This is a genomic window from Micromonospora taraxaci (genome assembly GCF_007830095.1).
Lineage (GTDB): Bacteria > Actinomycetota > Actinomycetes > Mycobacteriales > Micromonosporaceae > Micromonospora > Micromonospora taraxaci.
The window spans coordinates 3,062,506-3,083,351 of sequence record NZ_VIWZ01000001.1 but is presented as its reverse complement, the minus strand read 5'-3'; the positions used below and the strand labels follow the sequence as shown (position 1 = coordinate 3,083,351).

17 protein-coding genes are annotated in these 20,846 nt (G+C 71.7%); 9 read left to right on the top strand and 8 right to left on the bottom strand.

The window, feature by feature from the left end:
• Nucleotides 1-45: 45 nt before the first annotated feature.
• On the bottom strand, nucleotides 46-972 hold the full coding sequence (locus tag FHU34_RS14235) for an AraC family transcriptional regulator (RefSeq protein ID WP_145780584.1): 927 nt from the start codon (nucleotides 970-972) through the stop codon (nucleotides 46-48).
• A 102-nt stretch (nucleotides 973-1,074) separates the two neighbouring features.
• Between FHU34_RS14235 and FHU34_RS14230 the strand changes: the two genes are divergently transcribed.
• The 9 genes from FHU34_RS14230 to FHU34_RS14190 all read left to right on the top strand — a co-directional run bounded on the left by FHU34_RS14230 (nucleotide 1,075) and on the right by FHU34_RS14190 (nucleotide 11,979).
• Nucleotides 1,075-1,905, top strand: a complete 831-nt coding sequence (locus tag FHU34_RS14230; RefSeq protein WP_145780582.1) for an NmrA family NAD(P)-binding protein — start codon at nucleotides 1,075-1,077, stop codon at nucleotides 1,903-1,905.
• Between the two features lie 97 nt (nucleotides 1,906-2,002).
• Nucleotides 2,003-3,052, top strand: coding sequence for an SEC-C domain-containing protein (locus FHU34_RS14225; protein WP_145780580.1), 1,050 nt, complete (start codon nucleotides 2,003-2,005; stop codon nucleotides 3,050-3,052).
• 89 nt (nucleotides 3,053-3,141) lie between these two features.
• Nucleotides 3,142-3,888 carry a metallophosphoesterase gene (locus FHU34_RS14220; protein ID WP_145780578.1) on the top strand — a complete coding sequence of 249 codons (747 nt, stop codon included), beginning with the start codon at nucleotides 3,142-3,144 and terminating at the stop codon, nucleotides 3,886-3,888.
• 2 nt (nucleotides 3,889-3,890) lie between these two features.
• Nucleotides 3,891-4,526, top strand: coding sequence for a LysE family translocator (locus FHU34_RS14215; RefSeq protein WP_145780576.1), 636 nt, complete (start codon nucleotides 3,891-3,893; stop codon nucleotides 4,524-4,526).
• A 122-nt stretch (nucleotides 4,527-4,648) separates the two neighbouring features.
• A complete protein-coding gene (locus FHU34_RS14210; protein ID WP_145780574.1) occupies nucleotides 4,649-5,815 on the top strand; it encodes an ROK family transcriptional regulator in 1,167 nt (388 codons plus the stop codon).
• A gap of 50 nt (nucleotides 5,816-5,865) precedes the next feature.
• A complete protein-coding gene (locus tag FHU34_RS14205; protein WP_145780572.1) occupies nucleotides 5,866-7,674 on the top strand; it encodes an alpha-galactosidase D in 1,809 nt (602 codons plus the stop codon).
• Nucleotides 7,675-7,754: 80 nt separating this feature from the next.
• A complete protein-coding gene (locus FHU34_RS14200) occupies nucleotides 7,755-10,166 on the top strand; it encodes a glycosyl hydrolase family 95 catalytic domain-containing protein (RefSeq protein WP_145780570.1) in 2,412 nt (803 codons plus the stop codon).
• Complete coding sequence (locus tag FHU34_RS14195; RefSeq protein WP_145780568.1) at nucleotides 10,166-11,392, top strand: SGNH/GDSL hydrolase family protein; 1,227 nt, start codon at nucleotides 10,166-10,168, stop codon at nucleotides 11,390-11,392. Before FHU34_RS14200 ends, FHU34_RS14195 begins: the two co-directional genes overlap by 1 nt.
• Before the next feature lie 92 nt (nucleotides 11,393-11,484).
• Nucleotides 11,485-11,979, top strand: a complete 495-nt coding sequence (locus FHU34_RS14190) for a DUF2231 domain-containing protein (RefSeq protein ID WP_145780567.1) — start codon at nucleotides 11,485-11,487, stop codon at nucleotides 11,977-11,979.
• 40 nt (nucleotides 11,980-12,019) lie between these two features.
• On the opposite strand, the gene FHU34_RS14185 is transcribed toward FHU34_RS14190, so the two are convergent.
• The 7 genes from FHU34_RS14185 to FHU34_RS14155 form a co-directional block, all read right to left on the bottom strand.
• Nucleotides 12,020-12,673 (bottom strand): DUF998 domain-containing protein, encoded by a 654-nt coding sequence (locus FHU34_RS14185; RefSeq protein ID WP_145780565.1) that lies wholly within the window; start codon nucleotides 12,671-12,673, stop codon nucleotides 12,020-12,022.
• 126 nt (nucleotides 12,674-12,799) lie between these two features.
• Complete coding sequence (locus tag FHU34_RS14180; protein WP_244311669.1) at nucleotides 12,800-16,135, bottom strand: S8 family peptidase; 3,336 nt, start codon at nucleotides 16,133-16,135, stop codon at nucleotides 12,800-12,802.
• 102 nt (nucleotides 16,136-16,237) lie between these two features.
• Nucleotides 16,238-17,230, bottom strand: a complete 993-nt coding sequence (locus tag FHU34_RS14175; RefSeq protein WP_145780563.1) for an LLM class flavin-dependent oxidoreductase — start codon at nucleotides 17,228-17,230, stop codon at nucleotides 16,238-16,240.
• Complete coding sequence (locus FHU34_RS14170) at nucleotides 17,227-17,553, bottom strand: TIGR04076 family protein (protein ID WP_145780561.1); 327 nt, start codon at nucleotides 17,551-17,553, stop codon at nucleotides 17,227-17,229. The genes FHU34_RS14175 and FHU34_RS14170 overlap by 4 nt, the downstream gene beginning before the upstream one ends.
• On the bottom strand, nucleotides 17,550-17,924 hold the full coding sequence (locus tag FHU34_RS14165) for a nuclear transport factor 2 family protein (protein WP_145780559.1): 375 nt from the start codon (nucleotides 17,922-17,924) through the stop codon (nucleotides 17,550-17,552). The genes FHU34_RS14170 and FHU34_RS14165 overlap by 4 nt, the downstream gene beginning before the upstream one ends.
• A gap of 34 nt (nucleotides 17,925-17,958) precedes the next feature.
• A complete protein-coding gene (locus FHU34_RS14160) occupies nucleotides 17,959-19,602 on the bottom strand; it encodes a DUF885 domain-containing protein (protein ID WP_145780557.1) in 1,644 nt (547 codons plus the stop codon).
• Nucleotides 19,599-20,837 (bottom strand): amidohydrolase family protein, encoded by a 1,239-nt coding sequence (locus FHU34_RS14155; protein WP_145780555.1) that lies wholly within the window; start codon nucleotides 20,835-20,837, stop codon nucleotides 19,599-19,601. Before FHU34_RS14155 ends, FHU34_RS14160 begins: the two co-directional genes overlap by 4 nt.
• Nucleotides 20,838-20,846: the final 9 nt, after the last annotated feature.

Below are 20,846 nucleotides of genomic sequence, written 5' to 3'. Positions count from 1 at the left end.
GCGACCGGACGCTACCGACGACGGGTTGACGGCAGATGACCGTAGTTAGTTGGTTTTGCGACCACTCGACAACCGGCTCCGGGCCCTGCTCGGGCTCACCCCGTGGACCCGTTTGAAGGCCGCGCTGAAGCCGAAGGCGTCCGCGTACCCCAGTTGGTGTGCGACAGCGGCGACCGTCGCCGTCGATTCGGCCAGCACGTCGGCGGCCAGGGTCATCCGCCAGTCGGTGAGGTAGGTCAGCGGTGGCTCGCCGACGAGATCGGTGAACCGTTTCGCCAGTGTCGACCGGGAGACTCCGGCCTGCGCGGCCAGGCTCGCGAGAGTCCACGGCCGGCCCGGGGCGTCGTGCATGGCGCGCAGCACCGGGCCGACGGTGTCGTCGCTCAGCGCGCGGTACCAGCCGGGAGGCTCGGCGTCCGGTTGGTCGAACCAGTCCCGCACTGTGCACACCAACAACCAGTCCAGCAGGCGGTCGAGCACGATCTGGCGGCCGGGCCTGCCGGCGTCGAGCTGTGCGTCCAGGTAGTCGCGGAGCGGGGCGCAGTCGTGCTCGTCCGGGACGACGAGCACCGGTGGCAGCGCACCCAGCAGCCGTTGGGGCACCCGACCCCGAACGTGGTACACCCCGACGAGCAGCACGAGGCGCTCGGTCTGGTCCGCGCCCGTCGAGTCGATCGCCCCGGTCTGGCCGCGCCGGACGTCCCGGAGCTCCCCCGGCTGGAAGCTCGATCGCGGCTCGGCGGAGAAGGTGAACGGTGCCGGGCCGCGCGCGGCGGCGACCTCCCCGACCCGTACCAGGTGGGGCTTGTCGCTCTCCGGATGGGAGAGCCAACCCTCGCCGCGCAGCGGGACACAGAGCGTCAGCGGGGCGCCGTCGGTGAACCGCAGCGCCGAGGGCGGTGTCAGGACGGAACGGCCGAAGGCCGCGCCGTCCGCGTGCACGCTCCGCAGCAGACTGTCGAACGGGTCCATGACACCGACGATAGATCCCGGATGATGGCGCTCGGACGATCACACATGCCCGGCGTACGACAGCACATGGGCCGACCGTGACCGGTCGAGTTGACTCGTGGCATGACGACGGACGCACAGTCGATACTCGTGATGGCCGGAACCGGTAAGACGGGCCGCCGGTTGGTACCGACGCTCCGGGTGGCGGGCCAGCACGCCCGGGCGGCCTCCCGCTCGGGCGAGGTGCGCTTCGACTGGTCGCGGCGGGACACCTGGGAGCCGGCTCTGGCCGGCGCCTCGGCGGTCTACCTGCTGGCCCCGGAGGACCCGACGCTGGCCGCCGACTTCGTGACGCGGGCGGTCGACTCGGGTGTGCGCCGGATCGTGGCGCTGTCCGGACGCGGGATCGACCAGGTTGGTGACTTCTCCCCCGGCATGGTCGCGGCGGAGACGGCCGTGCGGACATCGGGCGTCCAGTGGTCGATCATCCGGGCGAACAACTTCAGTCAGAACTTCAGCGAGGACCTGTGGCGCCAACCGCTGCTCGACGGCCGACTGGCCCTGCCGATCGGCGACACCCCGGAGCCCTTCGTCGACGCCCAGGACATCGCCGACGTGGCCGCGACGCTCCTGACCTCCCCCGACCATCACGAACAGGTGTACGACGTGTCGGGTCCTCGGGCGCTCACCTTCGCCACGGCGGTGGCGACGATCGCCCGGGTGACAGGACGTTCGATCCGCTATGTCGAGCTGACCCCGGAGGAGTACCACGCCGAACTGCTCGCCGAGGGTTATCCGGAGGAGACGGCCTCGGCGCTCAACCTCCTGTTCGACGGGATGCGCGCGGGCCATCTCGCCGAACCCGCCGACGGTGTACGTCGGGTGCTCGGCCGGGACCCGCTCGACTTCGACAGCTACGCCGCCCGGGCCGCGGCGGCCGGAGCCTGGTCGTAGTCCGCCCGGCACGCCTGGTCACGGCTCCGGCGGTGTGAGAGCGGCGTAACAGGTGATCTGCCCGCATACCGCGCGCACCCCGACGTACCGTGAGATCGTGCCGACGAGAGACGTACTCACCAAGGCTGACCTCGCTGAACTGCGCCGCTCGGCGCTCGGGACGGCCAACCCGCTCGGTGTCGCCGCCGACCTCGCGGAGGCGGCCGAGCAGGGCCGGCTGGAAGATCCGGACGACGCCGGGGACGCCCTGACCCTGGCCGCCGAGATCGCCGAGATCCGGGCGCGGCCCGAGGCGGCCCTGCGCTACGCGGAGCAGGCTGTGGCGGCGTACCCGTCCGGGGACGACCCGCGGGCCGGGTTCGCCCGGGCGCTACGGGCGCGGGCGCTGTTCCGGGCCGGCGGTCAGGACGACGAGGCGATGGCGGAGTTGACCGCCCTGCGCCCGTTGCTGCTCACGCAGCCCGACGCCCCCGCCTACGTCAGCGCGGCGCTGGACGTCGGTGGTCGTTCCGCGATCGCCGAGACGTGGCTGAGCGAGGCCGCCGACTCCGTGCTCAACGAGCGCGCGACCGCCGCCGGTTCGGCCACGTCGACCAGCACCGCGACGGACGCCGTGGTCGATCTCGGTCCGCCGGACGCGCCCGGTGTGACCTTCTTCCTGCTGCAACAACGGCATCGGGTACGCCGGAATCTCAACCTGCCGCACGACCGGCAGGACGACCTGGCGGACCGGTTGGAGACCCAGCTCGTGCGCCGGGCCGGCGAGCGCAGGGACGCCGAGTCCGACCTGCTCTTCTGGCCACGGGCCGAGTTCGACAGTTTGATCTCCCAGCATCCCGCCCTCGCCGAGGTGTACGGCCCGGACTGGGACGCGCACCGGGGCCGGTTGGAGACGGAGTTGGTGCGGCTGCGGGGTGCCGGTCAGGCGGGGTTGGGTGTGTTCGGGGCGACGGTGGCGGGGCTGACCGCGTTCGCCGGTCGACGTGACGGCGACCCGACCGACGCGGGCGTCCGGGCGGGGTACGCGGCCGAGGTGTCGGCGCGGCCCAGCGCGCGCATCCCGTGGCCACCGGAGCGCAACGACTCCTGCTGGTGCGGATCGGGCCTGAAGTACAAGAAGGACTGCCTGCCGCGTTCCCGGAGCTGACCACTGCGGCTATCGCGCTGCGGCCGCCGACCTGACCCGGAGTAGCGTCCCTAACGGCTTTGACGTCGATAGCCGTTAGGAGTGCCTTCGTGCTGGTCATCGCGCATCTCAGTGACACCCACCTCGACAGCCATCCCCGGTCGGCCGAGCGGACCGCCCGGGTCATGGACTACCTGCACGGCCTGCCACGACCTGTCGACGCGATCCTGATCACCGGGGACATCGCCGACCACGGCGAGGTGGCCGAGTACGAGACCGCCGCGAAGCTCTTCGACTCTCCGCTGCCGGTCATGGTCTGTCCGGGCAACCACGATGTGCGCGACGCGTACCGCAAGGGTCTGCTCGGTGACGACCGCGGCGGCGCCGGGCCGATCAACGCCCGCCACGACGTGGCCGGGGCGGTCTTCCTCCTCGCCGACTCCTCGGTGCCCGGCGCGGACGACGGTCACCTGGACGAGGAGACGATGGTCTGGCTCGCCGACGAGCTGGGTTCGGTGCCGGCCGAGACGCCGACGTTCATCGCCTTCCACCACCCGCCGGTGGTGCTGCACCACCCGGTCATCGACCCGATGCGGCTGCTGCGGGCCGAGCCCCTGGCCGAGCTGGTCGCCGCCCATCCGCAGGTCGTCGCCGTGCTGACCGGGCATTTCCACACCGCCGCCGCGAGCACCTTCGCGGGCCGTCCCCTGCGGATCGCCCCGGGTGTGGTCTCCACACTGCGGATGCCGTGGGAGGGCGAGGGCCCGTTGGCCACCCAGACCCAGCCGCCCGGCGTCGCGTTCCACGTGTACGACGACGCCGGCCTGCTCACCACCCACTACCGGGTCGTGGTCTGAGCATGCGCGGGGTCGCGGTGCTCGGCTTCCTGCTCGCCGTCGCGCCGATCACCGCCACGCCGGGCGCGAGCCTGACCCTGGTCGTCTCGCGGGTCGCCAGCGGCGGGCGGCGGCAGGGCTGGTGGGTGATCCTGGGTACGGTGACCGGGCTCTACGTGCACGCCACGCTGGCCGCTGTCGGCCTGGCCGCGCTGGTGCTCCGCTCGTCGCAGGCGTTCTGGGTGGTCAAGCTGGTCGGCGCCGGTTATCTGGTCGGGCTCGGGCTCTGGATGCTCTGGTCCGCGTCGCGCCGTCGCACGGAGGCGGGACGGCGACCGACGGTTTCCGCCCGAAGGCTGCCCTGGCGCGTGGACCACCCGTACCTGCAAGGGTTGCTCGGCAACGTGCTGAATCCCAAGGCCGCCGCCGTCTACCTCACGTTGGCACCGCAGTTCCTCGAACCGGGCCGACCGGTGCTGGTGCCGATGGTGCTTCTCGCCACGGCACACGCCGCGCTGGCCACCTGTTGGCTCGCCGGCTGGACCGTCGTCTCCGGTGCCGCCGCCCGGTTGCTCCGCACCGCATCGGTGCGCCGAATGCTCGATCGGCTGACCGGCGTGATCCTGGTCGGCCTCGGCGTCCGTGCGGCGGCGACCTGAGTCTGCAGTGGCCGCGCGCCTGCTCCACTCATCGGGCAGCTCGGCAGGCTGCCGACTCTAGGACGGAGCACTGAGGCAAATCAATACTTGAAGAAGTTAATTATTCGTCATAGATTTCGCCCATGTTTCCTGGCATCGACGCTGGTGTGTTCGCCGGCCCACCGGCGGCGACGGCGGTCTTCACGACGGTGCTGACCGAGGGGCCGGTGAGTCGGGTCGCGCTCGCGCGGCGGCTCGGGCTCTCCTCCGCCGCCGTCACCAAGGCCGCACGACCCCTCATCGACCTGGGTTACCTGCACGAACTGGCAGCCACCGAACGATCCGGCCCGGGTGCCGGACGCCCCGCTAGCCCTCTCGCGGTCCGCGCCGAACGCGAGTTCTTCCTTGGTGTGAAAATCACCGCCGACGAGGTGATCGGCGTGGTGTGCGACCTTCGCGCGCAGGTCCATGCCAGCGCCCGTCGGCCGCTGGACGCCCCCGACGTCGATGCCGTCCTCACCGAGGTCGGCCGGCTCGTCGAGGACCTGTTCGACGCATTCCCTGGCGACCGGAGTCTGGTCCGCCGGCTCGGCCTGGCCCTCTCCGGCGACATCGACCGCGGTATCGGCCTGGTGCGCTACTCGCCGTTCCTGCACTGGCGGGACGTGCCCCTGGGCCGACTCGCCGCCCGACGCACCGGTCTCGCCGTCACAGTGGAGAACGACGTCAAGGCGCTCACCGCCGCCGAGCACTGGTTCGGCGAGGGGGTGGGAGCCGAGTCGTTCGCGCTGGTCACAGTGGGCACCGGCATCGGCTGCGGGCTCGTCGTCAACGGTCGCCTGGTGTCCGGCTCGTACGGCGTGGCCGGCGAGATCGGCCACCTCACCGTCGACGCCGACGGCCCCGACTGCCACTGCGGCGGTCGCGGATGCGTCGAGGCGATCGCCGGCACCGACGCCATCGTGACGCAGGCCCGCGACCACACCGGCCGCCCCGACCTCACCATCGACGACGCCGTCGCCCTGGCCCGCGAGGGTCACGAACAGGTGCGAGCCGTCTTCACCCGGGCCGGGACCGCGATCGGCTGCGGCATCGCGGCCGTCGCGAACCTGGTCGGCCCCACCCGCATCGTCGTGTCCGGTGAAGGGCTGGCCGCGTACGACCTGTTCGACAGCCACATCCGGACGAGCTTCGAACGGCAGGCCTTCGGCGCCGCCGCACGGTGCCCCGTCTCCATCCGCCCGTTGCCCTTCGAGGCGTGGGCCCGGGGCGCGGCGGCCGTGAGCATCCAGTCGCTCGTCGTCCCCTGACCGGCCGTCCACGACCTGCTCGACCCATCCGCGCCACCAGGAGGTTGACCATGCCGTCACCGACAAAGCCCCGCACCCGAGTCCCGTTCGTCGCGGCGGTGCTGGGCGTGCTCCTCGCCGCAGGCGCCGTCCCGGCCCAGGCCGCGCCGACCGAAGCCGCCCCGACGGTCGCCCCGACGGCGGCGGGCCTCGCGGAGCGCCCCTTCATGGGGTGGACCAGTTGGACCATGCAGTCGTCGAAGTACCCGGGCCTGAACCCGGACGGCGACTACAGCTACCTCACCGAGGCCAACGTCCTGAAGCAGACGGACGCCCTCGCCGCGAAGCTGAAGCCGTACGGCTACGAGTACGTCAACATCGACGCCGGCTGGTGGCGGGACAACGCCTGGGTGCCGAGGTTCGACCAGTACGCCCGGCAGACACCCGACCCGGTGCGGTTCCCACGCGGCATGAAGGCCGTCGCCGACCACATCCACGGCAAGGGGTTGAAGGCCGGTATCTACCTGCCCGTCGGGCTGGAGAAGGAGGCGTACGTCAACGGTGCCGCGCCGATCTGGAACGCGCCCGGGTGCACCACCGCCGACGTCGTCTACCCGGACCTGCGGACCACCAACGGCTGGGACAGCGCGTACAAGCTGAACTTCGACAACCCGTGCGCGCAGAGGTACATCGACTCGCAGGCGCAACTGTTCGCCGACTGGGGTTACGACTTCCTCAAGCTCGACGGCGTCGGGCCGGGGTCGTTCAAGTCCGGTGACAACTACGACAACGTTGCCGACGTGGCCGCCTGGCAGAAGGCCATCGCCACCGCCGGCCGCCCGATCCACCTCGAACTGTCCTGGTCGCTGGACATCGGCCACGCCGCCGACTGGAAGCGGTACTCCAACGGGTGGCGGATCGACACCGACGTCGAGTGCTACTGCAACACCCTGGTCAGCTGGGAGAACTCGGTCGACGACAGGTTCGACGACGCGCCGGCCTGGAGCCGCAAGGCCGGCCCCGGCGGGTGGAACGACCTCGACTCGCTCAACGTGGGCAACGGCGAGATGGACGGCCTCACCAACGCCGAGCGGCAGTCGTACGCGACGCTGTGGGCGATCTCGAAGTCACCGCTGTATACCGGGGACGACCTCACCCGCCTCGACGACTACGGGCTGTCGTTGCTGACCAACCGCGAGGTCATCGCCATCGACCAGAATGGCGGCGCACCCGCCCGGCCGGTCACCCCGGCCGGTGACCAGCAGGTCTGGGGCGCGAAGAACCCCGACGGCAGCTACACCGTGGCCCTGTTCAACCTGGCCGACGCGCCCGCCTCGGTCACCGCGCACTGGGCGTCCTTCGGCTTCACCGGCAACGCCTCGGTCCGGGACGTGTGGAACCGCCGCGACCTCGGGACGAAGAAGAACACGATCACCGCGGCGCTGCCCGCGCACGGCTCGCGGCTGTTCACCGTACGGCCCGGTGCCGCCCTCGCCACGACCAGCTACGAGGCCGAGGCCCCGGCCAACACCCTGACCGGCAACGCCTCCGTCGGCGGCTGCGACGCCTGCTCCGGAGGCAGGAAGGTCGGCAACCTCTACGTCGGCGGCAAGGTGCGGATCAACGACGTCACAGTACGCAGGGACGGCATCTACACCGTCGCCGTCTCATACGTCAGCGGTGACGCGCGGTCGGTGCACGTCTCCTCCAACAGCGGCAACGGCACCTACCTGACGTTCCCGTCCACGGGTGACTGGGGCACCGTCGAAACGGTCACCGTCCAACTGGCGTTGAAGGCGGGCACCAACACCATCACGTTCGACAGCGGCACCTGGTACTCCCCCGACATCGACCGGATCGCCGTACCGCAGACCCTCTGACGTGCCCGGCGCGGCCCGGCGCAGCAGCCGGGCCGCACCGCCGCGCGCATCCGCCGAACGCCCAGGTTGGAGAACCCGACATGGATAACCGTCACCCCGAACCGCGCGACATCCACCCGAGCCGCCGCGGTTTCCTCGCGATGGCCGCCGCCACCGGCGCGGCCACCGCCCTCGGCGGGCTGCCCGCCTTCGCCGCGACGCCCACTCCCCGGCGGCCCACCGAGTCGCCGATGCTCGCCCCGGGCCTCGCGTCGAGGAACCAGCTCTGGTGGCAGTCGCCCGGCTCCGCCACCTCCATGATCGAGCAGGGCCTGCCTATCGGAAACGGCAGACTCGGGGCCCTCGCCAGCAACGACCCGTCCCGGGAACTTCTGACGATCACCGACGCCACGCTGTGGACCGGTGGCCGCAACGACACGCTCGACGGCGACGGTCAGTTCCCCTACGGGCGCGAGGACTTCGGCTCGCTGACCATGCTGGCCACGCTCACCGTCGACATCCCCGGGCACGACCTCGGCACCGTCGACACCTACCGCCGCACCCTCGACCTGGCGCAGGGACTGGTCACCACCGCGTACGACATCGGTGGGGTCGGCTACCGCCGGGAGATCTTCGCCAGCCGCCCGGACGACGTCATCGTGCTGCACTTCTCCCAGCAGGGCGGCGGCGCGTACACCGGCACCGTCACCCTGGCCGGCACGCACGGCGAGTCCACCACCGCCGACACCCCGGGCCGGTTCGCGTCGTTCGGCGCCTCCTTCGCCAACGGGCTGCGCTACGGGGCCGCCGTCACCGCGTACAGCGGCACCGGAGAGGTCGCGGTGACCGGCACGTCGATCGCCTTCACCGGCTGCCGGGACCTGACCGTCGTCGTCAGCGGCGGCACCAACTACGCCCCCACCGCCGCCACCGGCTTCCGCGACACGTCGGTGGATCCGCAACGGCTGGCCCGGGACAAGGTCCTGGCAGCCGCCCGCGCGTCCGTACGCGACCTGCTGCACACCCACGTCGCGGACGTCCGCCCGGCGTTCGAGCGGTTCGCCATCGACCTCGGGACGTCGGTCGCCCAACGTCAACTCGACACCTGGGAACGGTTGCAGGCGCGTTGGCGGGACAACGTGCCCGACCCGGAGTTGGAGGCGGCGTACCTCCAGTTCGGCCGCTACCTGCTGCTCTCCGGATCGCGGGGCAGCCTGCCGATCGGTTTGCAGGGCCCGTGGCTGGACGGCAACGACCCGGACTGGATGGGCGACTACCACAGCGACGTCAACATCCAGATGACCTACTGGCCGGCCGACCGAGCGGGCCTCACCGACACCTTCGACGCCTACGCCGACTACTGCGTCGCGCAGCTGCCGGTCTGGACCGAGGTCACCCAACGGCTGTTCAACACCTCGACCAACAGGTTCCGCAACACCAGCGGAAAGGTCGCCGGGTGGGCTGTCGCCTTCTCCACCAACCCGTACGGCGGAAGCGGATGGTGGTGGCATCCGAGCGGCAACGCCTGGCTCTGCCAGAACCTGTTCGAGCACTACGAGTACACCCAGGACCGCGCCTACCTGGCGAAGGTCTACCCGGTCATCAAGGGCGCCGTGGAGTTCTGGGAGACCCGGCTCGTCAGCATGACCGTCACCGACGCGGCCGGCGCGTCGCGCGAGGTCCTGGTCGCCGACCGGGACTGGTCGGCCGAGCACGGGCCGCAGGACACCAGGGGCAACACCTACTCTCAGGAGTTGGTGTGGAACCTCTTCGAGAACTACCACACCGCCGCCCGGGTGCTCGGCCGCGACGCCGACCACGCCCGCACTGTCGACGCGCTGCGCAAGCGCCTCTACCTGCCCGAGGTCAGCCCCACCTCGGGTTGGTTGCAGGAGTGGATGTCACCGGACAACCTCGGTGAGACCACGCACCGGCACCTCTCCCCGCTGATCGGGCTCTTCCCCGGAGACCGGATCCGCCCGGACGGCTCCACCCCCGCCGCGATCGTCGCCGGTGCCACCGCCCTGCTCACCGCACGCGGCATGAACAGCTTCGGCTGGGCCAATGCGTGGCGCAGCCTGTGCTGGGCGCGGCTCAAGGACGCGGAGAAGGCGTACCAGCTCGTCGTCACCAACCTGAAGCCGTCCACGAACGGCAGCAACGGCAGCGCCATGAACCTCTTCGACATCTACGAGACGAACCCCGGCCGGGGCATCTTCCAGATCGACGCGAACCTCGGCACCCCCGCCGCCATCGTCGAGATGCTCGTCTACTCCCGCCCCGGTCACGTCGAGTTGCTGCCGGCGCTGCCCGCCGCCTGGGCGTCCGCCGGTTCGGTGAGCGGCGTCGGCGTACGCGGAGGCTTCACCGTCGACCTCAGGTGGCGCGACGGGCGGGTCACCCAGGCGAAGCTGACGAGCGTCGGCGGCCGAGACACCACTGTGCTGGTCAACGGTCGGTCCCGTCAGGTCAGCCTTCGCCCCGGCGAGTCGGTCGCCCTGAGGAACGTCTGATGCGGGCCGGGTTCGCACGGCGTGGAACGGCCGTTGTCGTCGCTGCGCTGCTCTGCGTACCCCTGGCCGCGTCGCCGGCGCTGGCGCGAACTCGGCATGATCCGGCGGCCGGTGCGGACGGGCACTTCGCGGTCACCTGGGCCGCGAGTGCCGACCGGCAGGGCGCGGGGCCCGCAGAGCGCAGCTACCGGCTGGTCGTCCGCACCAGCGTCGGCGGGGACGCGCTGCGGATCCGCCTCACCAACGCCTTCGGCGAGCACCCGGTGACCTTCGCCAGCGCGTACGCCGGGTTGCAGCGGCAGGGCGCCGAGCTGGTCCGGGGCAGCAACCGGCGGCTGACGTTCGGCGGTCAACCGTCGGTGACGGTGCCGGCCGGGGAGACGGTGCTCAGTGACCCGCTGACCGGCAGGCTGGCCGCCCAGAGCAACCTCGTCGTCAGCCTGCACGTCACCGGTGCGCAGGGACCGACGAGCGGGCACGGCATGGCCATGCAGACGTCGTACGCGACCGCCGGCGACCACGTTGCCGAAGAGGCGGCGACCAACTGGACCGACACGATGACCGCCTGGTACTGGCTGGACGCGGTCAGTGTGCGGACGTCCACGGCGATCAGCTCGGTGGTGGCCCTCGGTGACTCGATCACCGACGGGTGGGCCTCCAGCACGGATGCGAACCGGCGCTGGCCCGACTACCTGTCCCGGCGGCTCCAGGCCGCCCCGGACAGCCCGGTCAAGGGCGTGGCCAACGCCGGCATCTCGGGCAACAAGGTGCTCGCCGACGGTGCCGGCGAGGCGGCGCTGCACCGGTTCGACAGTGACGTGCTCTCCCATCCGGGGGTCAGCACCGTCTTCGTGTACGAGGGCATCAACGACATCAAGGCCCACACCGGCGTCACCGTCGACGACCTGACCGCAGGTTATCGGCAGTTGGCCGAGCGGGCGCACGCGGCGGGCAGGTGCGTCGTCGGCGCCACGGTCACGGCGTTCAAGGGCTGGCCGGAGTACGACGCCGCCGGCGAGGCCGTGCGCCAGGGCGTCAACGAGTGGATCCGGCACAGTGGCGTGTTCGACGCCGTGATCGACTTCGACCGGATCACCCGCAGCCCGTATGACCCACAGGCGCTGCTGCCGTTCTTCGACAGCGGCGATCACATCCACCCGAACGACAAGGGGATGCAGGCGATGGCGGACGCCGTCGATCTGGCGGCGTTGCGCTGCGACAGCTGAGCGATCGACGGGGATGACACGCCCACGTGGTACCGATAGCGTCCTAGTGTGGACGATCAACGTCCAGGCCGATGTCACCGGAGGAGACGCCGATGTTCGAGGAGTTCATGGGCATCCCCGCCCACCCGCTGGTGCTGCACGCCGCTGTCGTGTTCGTGCCGCTGCTGGCGCTCCTGACGATCGGCTACGCGCTCGTCCCGCTGATCCGGCCGCACACCCGTTGGGTGCTGGGGCTGCTCGCGGTGGGTGCGCCGATCGCGGCCCTGCTGGCGAAGCTCACCGGCGACGCCTTCTTCGAGCGCATGCGTGCCGCCAACCGGGTGACCCCCGAGTTCCTGCCGACGCTGGAGACGCACCAGGAGTTCGGCGACATCACGCTCTGGGCCGCGATCCTGTTGGGGATCGTGGCGCTGGCACTGGTCTGGTTCGTCGCGCCGAGGGCCGCCGAGGCGAGCGCCGACGGACGGCCCTCTCGACCGCTGACCCTCGCGTTGCAGGTGCTGTCGGTGATCGCCGCCGGCATCGCCGTGTACTACGTGATCCGCACTGGCGACTCCGGCGCGAAGGCCGTCTGGGAAGGCCAGTGACCTCGGCCGCTCATCGGCGGCTGGTCCGACGAGACGCGCCTCAGCGGTCGGCGACGTCGTCGCGTGTCCTCCAGGAGAGCGCCACGAGCCACCCGGAGATGAGCACCGCTCCGATGGCGAAGCGGATGCTCGCACTTCCCTCGCTCCAGGGAAGGGCGGTGAGCACGAACGCGACGGCGGCGCTGACGGCACTGTAGAGCGCCCAGGTCCGGTTCCCCTGGCCGGCGAACCGTCGAGCGAGCAGCAGGCCGGCCGCGATCAGCGACAGGAACGCCGCCGCGCCGCAGACCGTGTGCAGGACGCTGCCCGTGCTGGCCTGGTCCGGAAGGCCGGTCGGGGCGCCCGGCGGCCAGCCGAGCCCGGGATCGGGGACGAAGATTCCACCGCCGATCATCGCCACCCCGTACACGCCGACCAGCACCGGAACCGCCCTGCCGGCCCGACCCGGTCGCAACGCCCGCCACAGGCCCACCCCGAAGGCGACGGCCAGCACACCGGTGCCCACGAACGCGGTGACCTGCAACCAGCCGAGGTCACCGCGGGTGAGTGAGCTGACCGCGTGCCGCCGCAGGTCGAACCCGGATCGGGTGAACGCCTGGCCGAACGACAGGACGGGAAAGAGGAGGCCGGCGACCGTGCCGCAGCCCAGCAGGAAACGGGTTGGGCGCAGCGGTGTCTCGGCGGTTGGCGTCATGGGCGTGCCTCTCGTTGTCGGCGTCGCGGTTCACCGTCACGACGAACGAGGTGGGATCGGATCGACACCGCGACACAGAACGGTGGTGCGACCCGGCCGGAGCCGGGCCGCACCACCGTGTTGACCTCAGCCGGCGTGGTACGCCCGGATGATGGTCTGGTCGACCCCGCTACCGCCGTTGGCGGTGGCCTTCACCCGCAGCGACACGGGCTGCCCGGCGGCAGCCTTCGGCAGCGCAACCCGGTAGCTGTCCCCGCTTCCGGTGACCCGGGCGGTCTTCCAGGTGGCGCCGTCGTCGGTCGAGGTCCAGACCTGGAACGAGGTCACCTTTTGTGTCTTCACACCGTGCGCCTGCCGGACGGCCAGCTCGGCCGTTCCGTCGACCGGATGGTTGTTGTGGTCCATCGGCAGGGCGTAGTCGACAGCGAGCAGCGGCAGCGGCACGCTCCCGGTCCCGTCGGGGCCGGCGGACCGGAACGTCCACGAGGTGTTGACCTTGGTCGAGATCGGCAGGATCAGACTCGTGTCGACGTCGAGCGTCACCCGGTAGTCGGCCATCGGCTGCGGAACGGTGAAATCGCCGAATGGGCCCGACCGCTCGTCGACCAGCTTGCCGTTGCGGTACAGCGACAGCTTGCGCTTCACGCCGATCGCCTCGCCCTGGAGGCAGTCGGCCCGCTGGTGCTTGTCGGTCAGCGACACCAGGTCGAGGTGCAGGTTGCCCCGGGTCCGCGACGGCGCGGTGGCGCAGCTCCAGTCGGCACCGGCCGGGTCGTCGTACCAGCCGGAGTGCAACGGCTGACGCGCCCAGATCTTGGTCTGCCGGCTACCCGGCTGGTAGCTGCGGGGTGCCTCGTCCGCGGCCAGCCCGCCGTAGACGCCCTGGTCGGCCCAGAGGATGTCGGGCGAGAGGTAGTCGGTCCGGCTCGGCGGCAGGTTCCCCTCGTGGGTCTGGGTCACCCCCACCCCGTCGCGGGTCATGCCGGTCCGGACCAGCTGGGTGAACATCTCCGGCGAATCCGTCTGGTGGAACCGCTCGTCGATCCGGGCCAGCTTGGCCTGCTCCGCCTTGTTCACCCGGAAGGCGGGGTCGGCTGGCACGCCGCCCGCGTACTCGTGCACCAGGTTGTAGCGGTACGGCTCGGCGGTGCCGGCCGGCGAGTCCAGGTTGACGGCCGCCCAGGTGCGCCGGGAGCCGACGGTGGGCTTGGGCAGCGCAGTGGTGCGGACCGTCGTCTTGGTTCCGTACCCGCTGATCTGGTGCCACCAGGCCAGGCCGTTCGACGCGGTCTGGACGTTGGTGAAGTCGGTCCTGGTCGGCGTGGTGGGTACCCCGTCGACAGTCGCCGTCACCGGCTTGGCTCGCGCCGGGTCGAGCGTCACGGTCCGGGTGCCGCGCACGTCCAGGTCGGCCTCGGCGGCGAGCGTCGTCTCCAGCACGTCACTGTCGACGTAGTAGGCGACCGAGGCGCCGAACACCGAGTACCGGCCGGCGGGAACCCTCAGGGTGAAGGTGTCTCCGGGAGTGCCGGACCCTCCGCCGTAGTAGAGCGTCGGGTCGGTCAGGTTGGCGACCATGAGGTTGATCCAGCTCTCCGCGCCGTCCTTCAGGCCGGGCATCGGCTTCGTCCGGATCGTCAGGTCGTAGCTGGGCGGCTCGACGTAGAAGCTCACCGGGGTCGTCGCGACGACCTTGCGGCCGGAACGGGCGGTGACGGTGGCCAGGTAGAAGCCCGGCCGGGCGGCCAGCGCCGCGCGGTTGATCCGCACTGTCGCACCGTCGGTCGCGCCGCGCTTGAGGGTGACCCGGTTCGTCGACAGCGACGCCGCGCCGCGGGGCACCGGCTGGCCGTCGTGGTTGACCACTGCCACGTCGAGATCGAGGACGGTCGTCGACTCAGCGGTCCAGCTCAGCTTCGCCTCGCTGGTCCCGGACTGCGGGTACGCGAACGTGCCGAGGTTGACCACCGGTTGGTTGCTGGTCGGGCCACCGAGGGCCCGGGCCGCGTTGAGCCGGCCGGCTCCGACGGCGTACGCGTCGACGCCGGTCAGCGGGTCGGCCGCGCCGACGAGTGCGGCCTTGAGCTGCTGGCCGGTCCAGTCCGGGTGGCGCTGGGCGAGCAGCGCGGCGGCGCCCGCCGCGTGCGGGCTGGCCATCGAGGTGCCGCTGATCGCCTCGTAGTGCTTGTCGATCGGGTCCTGCAGGTTGGTGCCGGCGGCCCGTGCGGCGACGATGTCGACACCGGGTGCGACCAGCTCCGGCTTTGCCACGTGGCTGGTGACCAGCGGTCCGCGGCTGGAGAAGTCGGCGAGCTTGTCGTCGCGGTCGACGGCGCCGACGGTCAACGCGCTGGCGGCGGAACCGGGCGAGGAGATGGCCGCGCCGCTGTTTCCGGCGGCGATGACGAACAGGGTGCCGGTGGACTTACTCAGACCGTCGACGGCGAGCGAGAGCGGGTCGTTGCCGTCGTCGGCGTCGCTGCCGCCAAGGCTCATGTTGATGACGTCGGCGCGGGGGGCGGCCCACTCCATGGCCGCGATGATGCCGGAGTCGTCGCCGTAGCCGTGGTCGTCGAGGACCTTGCCGATCAGCAGCTTGGCGTCGGGCGCGACACCGCGACGCTGGCCGTGTGCGGCGGCGCCGGTGCCGGCGATGGTCGAGGCGACGTGCGTACCGTGGCCGTTGTGGTCGACGGCGTCGCCGCCCTCGGCGGTGAAGTCGGCCCGGTCGGCGACCCGCCCGACCAGGTCCGGGTGGGTGAAGTCGGCACCGGTGTCGAGCACCGCGACGGTGGTCCCCTTGCCGGTGTAGCCGGCCTTCCAGGCGTCCGGTGCGGCAATCTGGTCCAGGTTGCGGTCCAGGCCGGCGTGCTGTCCGCCGCCGGTCAGCGCGGTGGCGTGGACCTTGCGGTCGAGCCAGACCTTCTTCGCGCCGGCGAGCAGCGAGTTGGTCGCCAGCTTCGCGGTGGCCGGGCTCTTCTTGGGTACGCGGCCGGCAACCGCGCCGATGCTGGGCAACGGCAGCACGTCGCCGAGAGCGGCGACCCGGGCGGACGCGGTGGCGGGCTGCACGATGAGCGGCAGCTCGGCGGAGTTGTCGTCGTCGTACCCGTCCGCGATCAGCGTGGTGACGTCGAACAGGTCGGGGTCGAGGACCGGGCCGACCTGGGACGCGACGCGGGCGGGGACGACGTGCAGGTGACCGTCGGGGCCGCAGCTCTGGTTGATCACCGCGTTCTCGTCGACCGGCCGGATCGTGGCCTGTGGGCACCCCGAGCCGGTGCTTCGGACGGTCACCACGTCGCCGGTCAGCAGGGTGACGGTGTGCGTCTTGCCGTTCGCCAAGGCGGCGGGTGCGCCGGGTCGGTCGATGCCGCCGGCTGTGGCCGAGCCGCCCGGTAGGGCGGTCAGCGTCGTGGCCGTGACGGCAACCGCCATCAGCCACCGCGTTCTCCTGAGCATGGTGCTCCTCGTCTAATGTGGACGAAAGCGCCTCTTCGGGCGACTCCCTTCAAGATCATATGCACGAATACACGATCTTTTAAGGCCCGCGACGAGGGGTTTTCACCGCCGTAACAAAGGGAGCACCCGCCGGCCGAGCAGGTCGATCCCGCCGCGCGGCGTCAACCCGTGCGGGGTGCCGAACTCCACCCGGCTCGCCCCGGCGTCGAACACCGCCGCGGCCTGCGAGGCCACGTGCTCGGGTGTGCCGGAGAAGGCGAACAGGTCGAGCAGGTCGTCACCGATCAGCGCCCCGGCGAGGTCGTCCTCCCGACGACCGACATGCTGCTGGATCCGGGCCAGCAACTCCGGGTCCACCTCGATCGTCGGGTCGTGGGCGGCGACCACCGCCAGGTACATGGCCACCTCCCGGCGGGCCACCCGCCGGGCCACCACACCGTCCTCGTCGACCACTGTCACCGCCCCGAGCACGACACCAGTGCTCTCGCGGTCGGGGGTGGCCGCGTCGTCCAGCCAGGCCCGCATCAGCCGGGCCATCGCCGGGTTCGCCGACCCGCCGACCTTGACCTCGCCGGCGAACCCGGCCGCCGCCCGCGCGGTCTGCCGCCCCCAGGTGCCGACCAGGACCGGCACGTCGGCACGGGCCGGGCTGTACCGCAACGACGTACCGGGCGCCACAGTGAACTCGCTGCCCTGGAAACCGCCGTCGTCACCGGCCAGCAGCATCCGGACGACAGCGACAGTCTCGACGATGCGTCGGATGGGCCGGACCTGCGGCACGCCGATCTCGTCGAGCCAGGTGCCCCGGGCCAGCCCGAGGTAGGCCCGGCCGTGCGAGGCGAGATCCAGTGCAGCCACCTGGCCGGCGACCTCCACCGGGTGCATGGTGAACGGGTTGAGGCACGCCACGCCGAGGCGGATCCGGCTGGTGTGCCGGGCCGCCACCAGCAGCGGGAAGATCGGCGGTTGGTACATCAGGTCACCGAAGACCGACAGCACGTCGAACCCGTGCCGCTCGGTCAGCTCGGCCAGCTCGGCGTACTCGTCGGCGGACTTGTCGGACTGTAGGCCGATCCCGACCAGCCCTTCGCTCACGTCAGCTCCCCGGTGGGGATCTGCCGGCGGCCGGTCCGCTCGATCCGCATGATCAGGCGCTCCTCCGGGTCCGGGCAGGCGACATGGCTGTCCTGGGCCAGCCAGTCCCCCTCGGCCAACTCCCGCTGCTTGGCGGGGATCAGGGGCAGGCACGCGGCCAGCGCGTACAGGCAGAAGTGCCCACCGGCCGGGATGGTCAGCCGGTTCGACTCGGTCACGTCGAAGTGGTCGCCCGGCTGGAGACCGCACACCGAACGACCCTCGATCCGCTCCACCACGACGCGCAGGTCGTACAGGTCGGTGGTGGGTTCCTCGACGCTCATCGCACGGCCTCCGCGTGGTGGTGCACGATCCGCCAGGTGCCGGCCTCGCGGCGCAGGACGTCGGTCACCCGGAAACACTCGTCCGGCCGGGCGTCGGCGAAGCGGGCCCGCAGCACGTAGCGCACCAGGCCGGTGTCGCCCCAGGCGTCGGCGTGCAGGTGTTCCGGCGCGACCGACAGCGGCGGCGGCCCGGCGGCCCGGGTGGCCCGTCGGTCCCGCAGGTCGTCCAGCGCGCCCAGCCCGGACAGCAGGCCGTCGGCGTCGGATTCCCAGAACGTCAGGTCGGGGTGCAGGTGCGCGTCGAACGCCTGCCGGTCGCCGAGCGACCGGTACAGGTCGGTGATGGTGGTGGTGAGCTGATCAGCGCTCATCGGCTGTCACTTCCGATCCGAGGGGTACGACAGGTCAGGGCAGGTGGGCCAGACGGGCGCGCAGCGGGTCCAGTCCCATGGGTCCGAGCGCCAACGCGGTGTGGTGGAAGCGTTTCCGGTCGAACGCGGTCCCCTCGCGCTGTTCGGCGTCCCGGCGGGCCTGCTGCCACAACCGCGCCCCGACCTTGAAGGCGAGGGCCTGCGCCGGCCAGCCGAGGTACCGGTCCACCTCGAAGCGGGCCGTCTCGGCGTCCAGTCCGGCGACGCGGGTCAGGACGTCGACAGCGAGCGCCGGAGTCCACCGCCGCTCCTCGGTGAAAGCGTTGCCGGCCGGGATCGGCAGCCCGAGGTGCAGGCCCAGGTCGATGACCACGCGAGCGGCCCGCCACATCTGGCCGTCGAGCATGCCGAGACGCTCGGCCGGGTCGGCGTACAGGCCGATCTCGTCGGCCAGTCGCTCGGCGTAGTGCGCCCAGCCTTCGGCGTACCCGTGCACCTGGCAGAGGTGGCGCTGCCAGGGGTGCAGGTCGGCGGTGGTGAGGGTGAGCGCGTGCTGGAGGTGGTGGCCGGGCAGACCCTCGTGGCAGAGCGTCCCGACGTGCCGCCACACCGGCACTGTCGACTCGCCCGAGGGCACCGACCACCAGATCCCGCCGGGCCGGGTCAACGACGGGTCCGGCGGCGTGTAGTACATGACCCCGGACGTGGCGGGGCTGATCCGGCACACCACCCGCCGGGTGGCGGCCGGGATGTCGAAGTGGGTGCCGTCGAGCGCGTCGGTCAACTGCTCGGTGCGCTGCCGCAGCCACTCCTCCAGGGCGGGACCGGCCGGCACCCGGCGGGCCGGATCGGCGTCCAACGCCGCCCGCGCGGCCGCGACCCGCCGGTGGCCCAGCTCGCGCGCCACGGTACGCAGCTCGGCGGCGGTGCTGTCCAACTCGGCCCAGCCGTACGCGTACACCTCGTCGAGGTCGATCGTCGCGCCGAGGAAACTGCGCGCGGTGACCCGGTAGAGGTCTCCCCCGACACCGTCCACCTCGGACGCCACGGGTGCCAGGTCGGCCCGGAGGAACGCGGCGAAACCGGAGGTGGCGGCGGTGGCCAGCCGTGCGCCCAGGTGCAGCTGCCCGGCGAGCGGGCCACCGGGGTAGCCCTCCACCAGCCGCCCGTAGAAGTCGGCGCGGGTCCACGCCGTGCACTGGTTGGCGACCACGAGGACCTGCCGGCGGGCGACCAGGTGTCCCTGCTGCGCCGACCGGCGCAGCGTGGTGGCGTACCGGGCGAGGGCCTCGGGCACCTGACGCAGGTGCGCGGCCACCACCGCCCAGTCCTCAGCGGTGTCCCGGGGCAGGTTGTCGAAGATCTGCCGGAGCAGGTGCACCGGGGTGGCCAGCGGGGCGAGCAGCCGGGTGGTGAAACCCGCGTCGTACAGGTCGACCTCGCTGGCCAGGCGGTCACGCAGGGCATCGACCAGGGCCGGCTCGCCGAGGCCGTGCGCGCTCGCCGAGGCGGCTGCCGTCGCGGTGCGTCGGGCCAGCTCCGCGCGGGCGTCGAAGCCGTCCGGCGACAGGTCCGGGACCTGCGACACTGGTGTACGCCCCGCCGCCTCGGCGGCCTGCGGGTCCAGCTCGGCGAGCGCGTCGAGGTACCCGTCGGCGACCTGGGTGATGCTGCTCATCGCGGTACGCCGAGCCGGCCGTGGTCGTCGCGGTACGCCACCCCGCCCTTGAGTACGGCGTGCAGGGTGCGCAACGCGGAGACCGAGCGGGTCGGGTCGTCGCGCAGCACCAGCAGGTCGGCGTGCCGGCCGACAGCGATGCTGCCGAGGGTGTCGGCGTGACCCAGCCACTCGGCGGGGCGGACGGTGGCGGCCTTGAGCGCGTCCGCGACCGGCATTCCCGCGTCCACCATGAACTCCAGTTCGCGGACCGTCGCGGTGGTCTCGTCGTAGCCGGCGTGCGGCGGCATGTCGCTGCCCAGCGCGATCGGTACGCCGTTGCGGATGGCGTGCTGGAGGCTCTCCCAGTGTCGAGGGCCGGCCGCGAGGGCCCGGTCCATCAGCCAGCCGGGCACCCCGGAGTCGCGGAAGAACTGCTCGCACCGACTCACCACGATCGTCGGCACGTACCAAACACCCCGCTCGGCCATCAGCCGCGTGACGTCGTCGGTCAGCTCGTACCCGTGCTCCACACAGTCGAGGCCCAGTTCCACGGCGCGGCGGACCGAGTCAGCCGGGCCGGCGTGCGCGGTGACCTTGCGCCCCCAGTCGTGGGCGACGCGGATGACGGCGGCCATCTCGTCGTCGAGCAGCTGCGGGGTGTCGATCGCCTCGTGCTGCCCGGCGATGCCGCCGGAGATGCACACCTTGATCAGGTCGGCGCCGGCGCGGAGTTGCTCGCGGGTGGCCCGCCGGAACCCGTCCGCGCCGTCGGCCTCCAGGGCGTCGGCGTCCCAGCCGTGCCCGCCGGTGCAGCAGAGGGCGTGGCCGGCGGTGAAGATGCGCGGTCCGTCGACAGCGCCGGCCTCGATGCCCCGTCGCAGGGCGAAGTCCGCGTACCGGCTCTCGCCGACGAGGCGGGCGGTGGTGACACCGGAGTGCAGGGTGCGCCGGGCCGAGTCGGCCATCAGCAGCACCAGCTCGGCCAGGTTGGAGTTGTGGACCGTGTCGGCGAGGTGGCCGGGCAGCCCCAGCGATAGGTGTACGTGCATGTTGGTCAGACCGGGCATGACGTGGTCGCCGCCGAGGTCGACCACCCGGGCGTCGCCGGCCTCGGTCAGGACGTCGTCGACCGGGCCGACGGCGCGGATCATCCCGTCGGCGCCGATCCAGATGCCTCGGTCCGGCTGGAGGATGTCCTCGACACCGTCGTAGAGGGCGAGGTTGACCAGGACCTGTTCGGTGGGCATGCGCATGGGGACGTC

Excerpts from the sequence above, each read along its gene's own strand:
- FHU34_RS14230 (WP_145780582.1), top strand. The coding sequence starts at position 1,075 with ATGACGACGGACGCACAGTCGATACTCGTGATGGCCGGAACCGGTAAG.
- FHU34_RS14205 (WP_145780572.1), top strand. The coding sequence starts at position 5,866 with ATGCCGTCACCGACAAAGCCCCGCACCCGAGTCCCGTTCGTCGCGGCG.
- FHU34_RS14200 (WP_145780570.1), top strand. The coding sequence starts at position 7,755 with ATGGATAACCGTCACCCCGAACCGCGCGACATCCACCCGAGCCGCCGC.
- FHU34_RS14165 (WP_145780559.1), bottom strand. The coding sequence starts at position 17,924 with ATGAGCGCTGATCAGCTCACCACCACCATCACCGACCTGTACCGGTCG.
- FHU34_RS14180 (WP_244311669.1), bottom strand. The coding sequence starts at position 16,135 with ATGCTCAGGAGAACGCGGTGGCTGATGGCGGTTGCCGTCACGGCCACG.
- FHU34_RS14210 (WP_145780574.1), top strand. The coding sequence starts at position 4,649 with ATGTTTCCTGGCATCGACGCTGGTGTGTTCGCCGGCCCACCGGCGGCG.
- FHU34_RS14160 (WP_145780557.1), bottom strand. The coding sequence starts at position 19,602 with ATGAGCAGCATCACCCAGGTCGCCGACGGGTACCTCGACGCGCTCGCC.
- FHU34_RS14215 (WP_145780576.1), top strand. The coding sequence starts at position 3,891 with ATGCGCGGGGTCGCGGTGCTCGGCTTCCTGCTCGCCGTCGCGCCGATC.
- FHU34_RS14185 (WP_145780565.1), bottom strand. The coding sequence starts at position 12,673 with ATGACGCCAACCGCCGAGACACCGCTGCGCCCAACCCGTTTCCTGCTG.
- FHU34_RS14235 (WP_145780584.1), bottom strand. The coding sequence starts at position 972 with ATGGACCCGTTCGACAGTCTGCTGCGGAGCGTGCACGCGGACGGCGCG.
- FHU34_RS14170 (WP_145780561.1), bottom strand. The coding sequence starts at position 17,553 with ATGAGCGTCGAGGAACCCACCACCGACCTGTACGACCTGCGCGTCGTG.
- FHU34_RS14195 (WP_145780568.1), top strand. The coding sequence starts at position 10,166 with ATGCGGGCCGGGTTCGCACGGCGTGGAACGGCCGTTGTCGTCGCTGCG.
- FHU34_RS14155 (WP_145780555.1), bottom strand. The coding sequence starts at position 20,837 with ATGCGCATGCCCACCGAACAGGTCCTGGTCAACCTCGCCCTCTACGAC.
- FHU34_RS14190 (WP_145780567.1), top strand. The coding sequence starts at position 11,485 with ATGTTCGAGGAGTTCATGGGCATCCCCGCCCACCCGCTGGTGCTGCAC.